Genomic DNA, 10,551 nt, shown 5'->3' with positions numbered 1-10,551 from the left:
GGGTCGGCGTCGGCCGTCGCGCGGGCCCGGGGGCGAGCTCCCCGCGCAGCAGGGCGACGTGCGCCTGCGCGACGACGGGCGACGGGTCGGTGCCGTACCGGTCGGCCAGCTCGGTGCGCACCTGCTCGACCACCTCCAGCGCCTCGGCGTCCCGGCCCTGCGCCGCGAGCACCCGGACCAGGAGCGCCACGAGCGGCTCGTCCGGCGGCGTGCGCAGCGCGCAGCGGCGCAGGTCCTCGACCATGTCCTCGACCTGCCCGAGCGCGAGCCCCGCCTCGGCCTGCAGCGCGACGACGTCGGCCAGCAGGTGGGCCGTGGCGGGGTCCCCCAGGTCGGGGACCGCCGGCACGAGGCCGCGCGCGTCCCGGCCGAGGTCGCGCGCGCGCGCCGGGTCTCCGCCGCGCAGGGCGGCGCGACCGGCGGCGAGCAGCTGCTCGGCGTCGACGACGTCGATCTGCAGGCCGTCCGTCGGCAGCCGGTAGCCGCCCGGAGCGCCCTCGATCGCGAACCCGAGGCGCCGCGCGCGCGAGACCAGCGCCTGCACGGCCCCGGCGGCGTCGTCGGGCGGGATGCCCTCCCACACGTCCTCGACCAGCGCGGCGGACGACACCGCACGGCCCCGCGCGTCGAGCAGGGCCCCGACGAGCGCGACCAGGCGGTCGCCGCGGACGGGGCGGCCGTCGACGGCGAGCGCCCCGAGCGTCGTGATCTGCACGGGGACAGCATCGCGCACGGGAGGGACACGAGGGGTCCGGGAGGCCGTCTGGACCGTTCGGGTGCATGTCCCGCGACATCGTCTGGCGTGTCGCGGCGGGGCGTTCCCGGCGAATCGGGCGCGCCGGGTGTGGACTGCGATGTGGAGCGGCCTGTGGGCGCCGAGCGGGTGCCTGTGGATGCCTGTGCACGACCGCGCGTCGGCGCTGGTCGGGGGCTCTGTCAGTGGTCGCCGGTAGGCTGGGACTTCTCCACAGGGTGAAGAATGACACGCTTGTCACTACAACCCCTAGTGGTCCATTGCGTGCGGGACCCCTAGGTGTAGTGTCTAGTCACGACGCAGTGAAGAACCGAACCGGCGCGGAACGAGCACACTCTCGGCCCCGTGAACGTCCGATTCCCCACCGCATCCGGCCCGGCGACGGGCCCATCAGCACCAGGCAACAGCTTCGCGAACGCTCCGGGGGGAGCGGGCCGCAGACAGGACTACGGGGAGCCCACCATGACGATCACGGTCTACAGCAAGCCGGCGTGCGTGCAGTGCAACGCGACCTACCGCGCGCTCGACAAGCTCGACGCCGAGTACACCGTCGTGGACATCAGCGAGGACGCCGACGCGCGTGACTACGTCATGTCGCTCGGCCACCTCCAGGCGCCCGTCGTGATCGTCGACGGCGAGCACTGGTCGGGCTACCGCCCGGACCGCATCAAGGCGCTGGCCGACCGTCTGGCGACCGCGGTCGCCTGACACGCAGACTCCCCGGGCCGGCGCTGGTGAATGCCGCGCCGGCTCGGCGGGCTCGCCGCAGCGACAGCACGACCCGAGCGAGGGGATCCGACCGATGAGCTCCCTGGTCTACTTCTCCTCCGCCTCGGACAACACCCACCGATTCGTCAAGAAGCTCGGTCTCGAGGCCCAGCGCATCCCGCTGCGGCCGACAGACCCGTTCCTGCACGTCTCCGAGCCGTACGTGCTGATCCTGCCGACGTACGGCGGAGGGAACGAGGGTGGCGCAGTACCCAAGCAGGTCATCAAGTTCCTCAACGACGAGGACAACCGTGCGCTGATCCGCGGAGTCATCGCGGCCGGCAACACGAACTTCGGCGAGAAGTACTGCATCGCGGGGGACATCATCGCGGCCAAGTGCCACGTCCCCTACCTGTACGGCTTCGAGCTCATGGGAACGAACGAGGACGTCACAGCCGTCCGTGAGGGATTGGGAAGATTTTGGCAGCGACAGTCGCAGATACCCGCGTAGAGACGTCGGGACTGGATTACCACGCCCTCAACGCCATGCTGAACCTCTATGGCGCGAACGGCGAGATCCAGTTCGACAAGGACCGTGAGGCGGCGCGGGCATACTTCCTGCAGCACGTCAACCAGAACACGGTGTTCTTCCACGACCTGAACGAGAAGCTCGACTACCTCGTGGAGAACAAGTACTACGACCCCGAGGTCCTCGCGCAGTACGACCGCGCGTTCATCAAGACGCTCTTCGAGTACGCGTACTCGAAGAAGTTCCGCTTCCAGACGTTCCTCGGCGCGTTCAAGTACTACACCTCGTACACGCTGAAGACGTTCGACGGGAAGCGGTACCTCGAGCGCTTCGAGGACCGGGTCTGCATGGTCGCCCTCGCGCTCGCCGAGGGGAACCAGGACTTCGCGATCTCCCTCGTCGACGAGATCGTCTCCGGCCGCTTCCAGCCGGCGACGCCCACGTTCCTCAACCTCGGCAAGGCGCAGCGCGGTGAGCCCGTCTCCTGCTTCCTGCTGCGCATCGAGGACAACATGGAGTCGATCGCGCGCGGCATCAACTCCGCCCTGCAGCTGTCCAAGCGCGGCGGCGGCGTGGCGCTCCTGCTCAGCAACATCCGCGAGCACGGCGCCCCGATCAAGCACATCGAGAACCAGAGCTCCGGCGTCATCCCCGTGATGAAGCTGCTCGAGGACTCGTTCTCGTACGCCAACCAACTGGGTGCCCGCCAGGGCGCCGGCGCGGTGTACCTGCACGCGCACCACCCGGACATCTACCGGTTCCTCGACACCAAGCGCGAGAACGCCGACGAGAAGATCCGCATCAAGACCCTCTCGCTCGGCGTCGTCATCCCGGACATCACGTTCGAGCTGGCGAAGAAGAACGAGCCCATGTACCTGTTCTCGCCGTACGACGTCGAGCGCGTGTACGGGGTGCCGTTCGCGGACATCAACGTCACCGAGAAGTACTACGAGATGGTCGACGACGCGCGGATCAAGAAGACCAAGATCAGCGCCCGTGAGTTCTTCCAGACGCTGGCGGAGCTGCAGTTCGAGTCCGGCTACCCGTACGTGATGTTCGAGGACACGGTGAACCGTGCCAACCCGATCGCCGGCAAGATCACGCACTCGAACCTGTGCTCGGAGATCCTGCAGGTCTCGACGCCGTCGGAGTACAACGAGGACCTCTCGTACAAGACGGTCGGCCGCGACATCTCCTGCAACCTCGGCTCGATGAACATCGCGCTGTCGATGGACTCGCCCGACTTCGGCAAGTCGGTCGAGGTCGCCATCCGGGCCCTGACGGGCGTCTCCGACCAGACGGACATCGAGTCGGTGCCGTCCATCAAGAAGGCGAACGCCGGCGGCCACGCGATCGGCCTCGGCCAGATGAACCTGCACGGCTACCTGGCGCGCGAGCGCATCTTCTACGGGTCCGACGAGGGCCTCGACTTCACCAACATGTACTTCTACACGGTGGCGTACCACGCGATCCGTGCCTCGAACCTGCTCGCGCAGGAGCGGAAGCAGAAGTTCTTCGGCTTCGAGGACTCCAAGTACGCGACGGGCGAGTACTTCGAGAAGTACACCGAGAAGGAGTGGAAGCCGCGCACCGCACGGATCGAGGCGCTGTTCGCCGACGCCGGCGTGCACATCCCGACCCAGGACGACTGGCGCGCGCTGGCCGCCCTGGTCCAGGAGCACGGCATCTACAACCAGAACCTGCAGGCCGTCCCGCCCACCGGGTCGATCTCGTACATCAACCACTCGACCAGCTCGATCCACCCGATCGCGTCGAAGATCGAGATCCGCAAGGAAGGCAAGATCGGCCGCGTCTACTACCCGGCGCCGTTCATGACGAACGACAACCTGGAGTACTACCAGGACGCGTACGAGATCGGCTACGAGAAGGTCATCGACACCTACGCCGAGGCGACGCAGCACGTCGACCAGGGCCTGTCGCTGACCCTCTTCTTCAAGGACACGGCGACCACCCGTGACCTGAACAAGGCGCAGATCTACGCCTGGCGCAAGGGCATCAAGACGATCTACTACATCCGCCTGCGCCAGCTCGCGCTGGAGGGCACCGAGGTCGAGGGCTGCGTCTCGTGCATGCTCTGACCCCCGATCTGTTCGACACGAAGGAAGCACTCCGATGAGCGAGAAGCTCAAGCTCGTCAGCCGCGTCTCGGCGATCAACTGGAACCGGCTGGACGACGACAAGGACGCGGACGTCTGGGACCGCCTCGTCGGCAACTTCTGGCTGCCGGAGAAGGTCCCGGTCTCCAACGACGTGCAGTCGTGGGCGACGCTGACGGAGCAGGAGAAGACGCTCACGATGCGCGTCTTCACCGGCCTGACGCTGCTGGACACCATCCAGGGCACGGTCGGCGCCGTCTCGCTCATCCCCGACGCGATCACGCCGCACGAGGAGGCCGTCTACACGAACATCGCGTTCATGGAGTCGGTGCACGCCAAGTCGTACAGCTCGATCTTCTCGACGCTGTGCTCCACCAAGGAGATCGACGAGGCGTTCCGCTGGTCGGAGGAGAACGCGAACCTGCAGCGCAAGGCCGAGATCGTCATGGAGTACTACCGCGGCGACTCGCCCCTGAAGCGGAAGGTCGCGAGCACCCTGCTCGAGTCGTTCCTGTTCTACTCGGGCTTCTACCTGCCCATGTACTGGTCCAGCCGCGCCAAGCTGACCAACACGGCCGACCTCATCCGCCTGATCATCCGCGACGAGGCCGTCCACGGGTACTACATCGGCTACAAGTACCAGAAGGGCCTCGAGAAGCTGTCGGCGGCCGAGAAGGCCGAGCTCAAGGACTACACGTTCGAGCTCCTCTTCGAGCTGTACGACAACGAGGTCGAGTACACGCAGGACCTCTACGACGGCGTCGGCCTGACCGAGGACGTCAAGAAGTTCCTGCGCTACAACGCCAACAAGGCGCTGATGAACCTCGGCTACGAGTCGCTCTTCCCGCGCGACGAGACCGACGTGAACCCGGCGATCCTGTCGGCCCTGTCCCCGAACGCCGACGAGAACCACGACTTCTTCTCCGGCTCGGGCTCCTCGTACGTCATCGGCAAGGCCGTGAACACCGAGGACGACGACTGGGACTTCTGACCCGGTCTCTCCCGCACCGACGAACGGTCGACCCCTGTCGGGGGTCGGCCGTTCGGTCGTTCTCGTCCTCGCCGGCTCAACTTCGCACGCTGACCGGCCGATCAGGCTCGCGGGGGCGGGCCGGCCGGGCCGCGCCGGACCTTCGTGCGACTGGAGCCGACGTGACCACACCGCCGCCTGGCTGGTACCCGAGCCCGGATGCGGCGGGGATGCACCGCTGGTGGGACGGTCTGCAGTGGACGGGTCACGTCCGGCCCAGCGTCGTCGACGCGCCGACCCCTGCTGCGTCCGTCCCGGCGGAGTACGCGGCCGCGTTCGAGGCGACCCACGCGCTGCAGCAGCGCGGCGGGTTCGCGGGCGCCCTCGGCGGCCTCGGGCAGCAGTTCCTCTCGGCCGCCGTGGCGACGCAGGCTCCGCCGGCTCCAGCGCGGGCCGGCGGCACGTTCATGCCCCAGCCGCACGGTCCCGCCGACGCCCAGCCGAACGCGTCCCAGGGCCCTCCGCCGGTCCAGCCCTACGGCTCGGAAGGTCCCGCGCCGTACGCGACATCGCAGTACGGGACCCCCGGCACGTACCCCTACGGCGGCTACCAGGCCGGCGGCTCAGGGAAGGCGTACGGCGCGAGCGAGGTGCTCGGCGGGATCATCGGCAACGGGGGCGACTCGAGCCGGGTGGGCATCGCCGGCGGCGTCAAGCTGATCCTCTTCGGGCTCGTGTTCCTCCTGGTGAGCTCGTTCTTCCTGATCCCCGAGATCCTGTCCGCGCACGCCGGCGCCGGGGAGAGCACGGCGCGCGGGACGGTGGTCGACCAGCACGTCTCCACGGGCAGCAAGGGCGGTCGGCTGTGCTCGCCGGAGGCGACGTTCGTCGTCGACGGCACCACCTACCGCGCGCAGGCGGGGTACTCGTCGAGCAGCTGCCCCTCGGTGGGCTCGTCGATCACGGTCATCTACCCGACCGCGAACCCGAGCGACGCGCGGGTCCCCGAGTCTCTCGGGATCCTCATGCTCCTGGCGGTCTTCCCGGTCGCGGGGCTCGTCCTGGTCGTGTTCGGCATCCGGGGCATCATCACGGGCTCGTCGTCGATCCTGTCGGGCCTGCGCCGCCTGCGTTCGTGAGCGCCGGACCTCCACCAGCGGCCGGGTGGTACCCGAGCCCGGACGCGGCCGGGATGCTGCGCTGGTGGGACGGCGTGCACTGGACCGAACAGGTCCGACCAACGGTCCAGGACGCACCGGTGGCGCCGGAGACGTGGCTGCCCGAGCCGATCTCGGCGCTCCGGGCCGAGCGCCTGGCGACGAGAGGCGCACCGACGTCGCGTCTGGCGACGCCGGATCGACCGGAGCCGCACGGAGAGGCCTCGGTGCCGACGCCGCGGCGCCAGAGCGTGCTCCCGGCCTACGGGACCCCGGCCACCTTGCCCTACGGGTACGAGGGACCCGAGCACAGCGATATCGGTGCGTCCCCGTCGTTCGTCACGGCACCGCCCGCTGCGGCAGCGGAAGCCCAGAGGGTCGCCCGGAACCGGCTCGGCGCGGGCGTCGCGAGCATGCTCGTCGCGCTCCCGCTGCTGGCGATCGGCTCCCTCTTCCTCTTCGTGATCGTCGTGGGGGGCCTCGTTCCCGACATGATGACGGCGCGGGTCGGCTCCGGAGAGACTGCGACCCTTGGGACCGTGACCGACCAGCACGCTCGAACCCACAGCGACGGGGACAGGCAGTGCTCGCCGGACGCGTCGTTCATCGTCGACGGCCGGACGTATCAGGCGACCGCCGACTTCTCGTCGAGCACCTGCCCGGCCGTCGGGTCCCCGATCAGGGTGATCTACCCGACGGCGACCCCGGGCGACGGGAGCGCCCGCGTGCCGTGGTCGACCGGAGACCTGCTGCTCCTGGGCATCTTCCCGCTCGTCGCCGTCGTCCTGACCGCGTCCGGGGGCGCGCTGATCATCCGGGGTGCGGTGTTGGTGGTCGGGGGGCGTCGTCGGCCCCGCCCCTGATCATCGTCGTGAGCGGCATGCGCGGGTGAGGAGGACGGGCTGGAACGGGGGGCGCTGACCTGCGGGTAAGCCAGCCCTTCCTTGCTATGCAGGCTCCGGTGGACGGGTCTACCGTCGAGAGGAACGCCCGCTTCCCGCCCCACGGAGGTCGTCATGAGCACCCTGATGGACATGCCCGCCGTCTCCGAGTGTTCGGTCGCCGGCTGTTCGTACAACGACCACTCGCACTGCCACGCGGCGGCCGTGAACATCGGCGGCGCCACCGGTGACGCGCAGTGCACCACCTTCATCCCGCTGGGGACGAAGGGCGGCCTCGACAAGGTCATCACGCACGTCGGCGCCTGCCAGCGCGCGGAGTGCTCCCACAACACGTCGCTCGAGTGCACGGCGGAGTCGATCCGCGTCGGTGCCGGGCACGAGGAGGCCGACTGCCTCACGTTCAGCCCGCGCTGACCCCAGGCAGCACGACGGCCGCCCCGCTGATCAGGGCGGCCGTCGTCGTCCGTGGGGTCAGGCGCGGGTCGCGACGTCGACGAGGTCGCGGATGAGTACTGCGGCCTGGGGCACCAGCTCGCGCTCGCCCGGCACCAGCGACGGGTCCTCGGCGCGCAGCGCGGCGGCGGTGTCGAGGGCGGTGAGCGGGTCGACGTCGGTGGCGTGCAGGAACGCGGCGAGCAGAGCCCGGGCGGCCTGGGAGTAGACACCGCCGGCGTCGACGGCCACCTCGGCGATGATCAGGGCGGTGAGCGAGACGTCGAGCTGGGCCGTGCCGGTCCGGGCGTTCGTCCAGTCGACCAGCGCCGGCCCGTGGTCCTCGGTGAGGATCACGTTGCCGGGATGCAGGTCGAGGTGCACGATCACCGGGCCGGAGATGACCAGGGGCCACGAGTCGGGCTCGTCCGGTGCCCACCCGTCGGGCGGGGTGATCGCGTGCAGCCGGGAGTGCAGGTCGGTGAGGATCGCGGCGGCGTCGGCGATCGGGACCTCGCCCGCGGCCAGCGCCTGCAGCAGGGTCGGGCCGTGCAGGCGCTCCATCACCAGGTCGGGTCCGCTCGCCTGGTGCACGGCCGGGGCCGGGAAGCCGTGCGCGACCACGTGGCGCAGGAGCTCGACCTCGGGCGACGCGTCACGACCGGAGCGGTAGCGGCGCAGGACGTGGTGCTCGTCGAGCGCGTAGACGTCGACGGTCTCGCCCGCGGCCAGGATCGGACCGGGTTCGTCGGACGCGGCCAACTCGGCGTCGACGGCGGGGAGCGGGTGGTCGGCGGACTCGGTCGAGCGGCGGTCCGTCTGGGTCGGCACGTCGGGTGAGGCATCGTGCGAGTGGTGCGGGTACGTCTCAGCGTCCCCAGTCGCCCTTCGTTCCGAAGGCGTCGTGGGGTCGCTCGGAGCAAGTCCAGCGGAGTTCATGGATCGACGGTAGACGCATTCGTCCGGCTTGTCCCCCGTCGACTACCAAGAAGTCCCTGACCTGCGCTTTACCTCCCGGACACCTGTCGTGCAGGTGCGTCAGGGCCTCGACACGCGTTCGAGCGTCTGCAGCGCCTGCTCGTGGGTGGCCGGCAGCGGCTCGACCCACACGCGGACCGGTTGGCGGGTGGACAGCCGGATCTCGAGGAGCTCGCAGCGGCGGGCGATCTCCGCCTGGAGCGCCTCGAGCGGGGGATGCGGGTCCTCGTCGGCGCGCGCGAGCACCGCGAACACCCCGCCGCCCAGCGTGGCCATCGGATGGCCCTCGCCGTAGGTCGTCGTCATCGCGGCGCCGACCGCGGCGGACCGCGCGGCACGCGTGAACGGGTCGACCGTGCCCGCGGCGACGTCGATGAGCACCAGGTGGTGGCCCAGGTCCGCGGCGGTCCGCGCGCGCTGCGTGGGCAGCGCGGCGTCGCGATAGGTCTCGGCGAGCCGGATGGCCAGGTACTGGCGGCTGGGCAGGCCCGACTCGGGGTCCAGCGCGGTGCCGAAGGCGATCGTGCCGGCCTGCGCATCGGCCCAGCCCTGGCAGAGGGCGCGCAGGACGGTCATGGGCGGCTCGGTGGCGCCCAGGGTCCGGTACAGGCAGGTGAGGTCGTCCATGGTCTCGCCGATGCCGACGCCGTCGTACCCGCGCGCGCGGCCGAGCTCGTCGGCGGCGGCCTCGGTGTCGCCCGCGCCGAGCAGCGCGGCGGCGAGGGCGTCGACGGCCGGGTTGTACCAGTCGGACGGCCGGAGCCACACGGACCGGACGCTCTCGTCGCGCCAGCGTTCACGGAGCGCTGCGGGCACGGCGCCGTCCGGGAGCTGGCCCGGGAGGGCGGGCAGGGCAGCGTTGTTCGACCCTGGGTTCATCGTCACGCCGGATGAGAGGCCGACACGTGTTGGGTGTGACGCGGGTCTGATTGTTTTTCACCCGGTGAATTTCCTCCTGCTTATGCGGAAAACGTCCCATATGGCAGGCTGTGCCGTCGTACGTGAAGGCCGACGGGAGCAGTTCGTGGCAGCAAGCGCGCAGCTCGACGGCGGAGTCACGGGCGACGCGGAGCTCATCGCTGCCGCGCGCTCCGGGGACGCCGCAGCCATCGGCGCGCTCTATGAACGGCACTCCGGCGCGGCCTGGGTGGTCGCTCGGCAGTACACGGACTCCCCGGCCGATGCCGACGACGTGGTCGCCGACTCGTTCGCCGCAGTCTTCGGCGCACTCCAACGCGGAAATGGACCCGAGTCCGCATTCCGCGCCTATCTCTTCACCGTGGTGCGTCGCGTGGCGGCGCTGCGGCGTGAGAAGGCTCGCCGCGTCCAGCCGACCGACGACATCGCCGTGCTCGAGGCCGGGACGGCGCTGGCCGGCACGGCCGAGGACCCGGCGCTCGCCGGCTTCGAGCGCGGCGTCGTCGCGCGCGCGTTCCACTCCCTGCCCGAGCGGTGGCAGGCCGTGCTGTGGCACACCGAGGTCGAAGGGCTCACGCCCGCGGAGATCGCCCCCATCCTGGGGCTGACCGCGAACGGCACGGCGGCCCTGGCCTACCGCGCGCGCGAGGGCCTGCGCCAGGCGTACCTCCAGCAGCACCTGCAGGACCCCCTCGACGAGGGCTGCAAGTCCGTCGCGGGCAAGCTCGGCTCCTACGTGCGCGGCGGGCTGGGCAGCCGGGAGACCGCGCAGGTCGAGGCGCACCTGGAGAGCTGCGGGACCTGCCGGGGGCTGCTGCTCGAGCTCAGCGACGTCAACCACGGCATGCGGGCGGTCATCGCGCCGCTGGTGCTCGGCGTGGTCGGTCTCGGTGCGCTCGGCGTGCTGCTGCCCGTGGGTGGCGGGATCGCGGCGGGCGCCGCGGCCGCCGGTGCGGGAGCGGAGATTGCGGGCGGTGCGGGCGCGGGCGCCGGTGCTGGGGCCGGCGCGGGTGGAGCAGCTGCCGCCGGGGGTGGCGCTGCTGCCGCGGGCGGTGGCGGCGCTGCTGCCGGCGCCGGCGCGACGGC

11 protein-coding genes are annotated in these 10,551 nt (G+C 70.4%); 8 read left to right on the top strand and 3 right to left on the bottom strand.

From position 1 onward, the window contains the following. Nucleotides 1–715, bottom strand: a 715-nt coding sequence (locus AC1DT4_RS19895; RefSeq protein WP_477091486.1) for an AfsR/SARP family transcriptional regulator, incomplete at its 3' end; no start/stop codon positions are given. A 501-nt stretch (nt 716–1,216) separates the two neighbouring features. Between AC1DT4_RS19895 and nrdH the strand changes: the two genes are divergently transcribed. The 7 genes from nrdH to AC1DT4_RS19860 all read left to right on the top strand — a co-directional run bounded on the left by nrdH (nt 1,217) and on the right by AC1DT4_RS19860 (nt 7,551). Further along, a complete protein-coding gene (gene nrdH, locus AC1DT4_RS19890) occupies nt 1,217–1,462 on the top strand; it encodes a glutaredoxin-like protein NrdH (protein ID WP_370503192.1) in 246 nt (81 codons plus the stop codon). Nucleotides 1,463–1,556: 94 nt separating this feature from the next. Further along, on the top strand, nt 1,557–1,973 hold the full coding sequence (gene nrdI / locus AC1DT4_RS19885) for a class Ib ribonucleoside-diphosphate reductase assembly flavoprotein NrdI (protein WP_477091485.1): 417 nt from the start codon (nt 1,557–1,559) through the stop codon (nt 1,971–1,973). Beyond that, on the top strand, nt 1,943–4,090 hold the full coding sequence (gene nrdE, locus AC1DT4_RS19880) for a class 1b ribonucleoside-diphosphate reductase subunit alpha (RefSeq protein ID WP_477091484.1): 2,148 nt from the start codon (nt 1,943–1,945) through the stop codon (nt 4,088–4,090). Before nrdI ends, nrdE begins: the two co-directional genes overlap by 31 nt. Nucleotides 4,091–4,124: 34 nt before the next feature. After that, nucleotides 4,125–5,099, top strand: coding sequence for a class 1b ribonucleoside-diphosphate reductase subunit beta (gene nrdF / locus AC1DT4_RS19875; RefSeq protein ID WP_477066214.1), 975 nt, complete (start codon nt 4,125–4,127; stop codon nt 5,097–5,099). Nucleotides 5,100–5,260: 161 nt separating this feature from the next. After that, nucleotides 5,261–6,217, top strand: a complete 957-nt coding sequence (locus tag AC1DT4_RS19870) for a DUF2510 domain-containing protein (protein WP_477091483.1) — start codon at nt 5,261–5,263, stop codon at nt 6,215–6,217. Beyond that, complete coding sequence (locus AC1DT4_RS19865; protein ID WP_477091482.1) at nt 6,214–7,098, top strand: DUF2510 domain-containing protein; 885 nt, start codon at nt 6,214–6,216, stop codon at nt 7,096–7,098. Before AC1DT4_RS19870 ends, AC1DT4_RS19865 begins: the two co-directional genes overlap by 4 nt. A gap of 153 nt (nt 7,099–7,251) precedes the next feature. After that, nucleotides 7,252–7,551, top strand: coding sequence for a DUF1540 domain-containing protein (locus AC1DT4_RS19860; protein WP_477091481.1), 300 nt, complete (start codon nt 7,252–7,254; stop codon nt 7,549–7,551). Nucleotides 7,552–7,608: 57 nt separating this feature from the next. Here the strand turns inward: AC1DT4_RS19860 and AC1DT4_RS19855 are convergent, their stop codons facing one another. Together AC1DT4_RS19855 and AC1DT4_RS19850 are read right to left on the bottom strand one after the other, a co-directional pair. Then, the gene (locus AC1DT4_RS19855) at nt 7,609–8,400 is read right to left on the bottom strand and encodes a phosphotransferase (protein ID WP_477091480.1); all 792 of its coding nucleotides are present in this window, start codon (nt 8,398–8,400) and stop codon (nt 7,609–7,611) included. 207 nt (nt 8,401–8,607) lie between these two features. After that, nucleotides 8,608–9,426, bottom strand: coding sequence for a hypothetical protein (locus AC1DT4_RS19850; RefSeq protein WP_477091487.1), 819 nt, complete (start codon nt 9,424–9,426; stop codon nt 8,608–8,610). A gap of 145 nt (nt 9,427–9,571) precedes the next feature. Here AC1DT4_RS19850 and AC1DT4_RS19845 point away from each other — a divergent pair. After that, a partial coding sequence (locus AC1DT4_RS19845) for a sigma-70 family RNA polymerase sigma factor (RefSeq protein WP_477091479.1) occupies nt 9,572–10,551 on the top strand: 980 nt, incomplete at its 3' end.

This window comes from Cellulomonas sp. P4_D11 (genome assembly GCF_056401915.1).
Note: the sequence above shows the minus strand (reverse complement) of the source record. Positions and strands in the feature narration are given on the sequence as shown.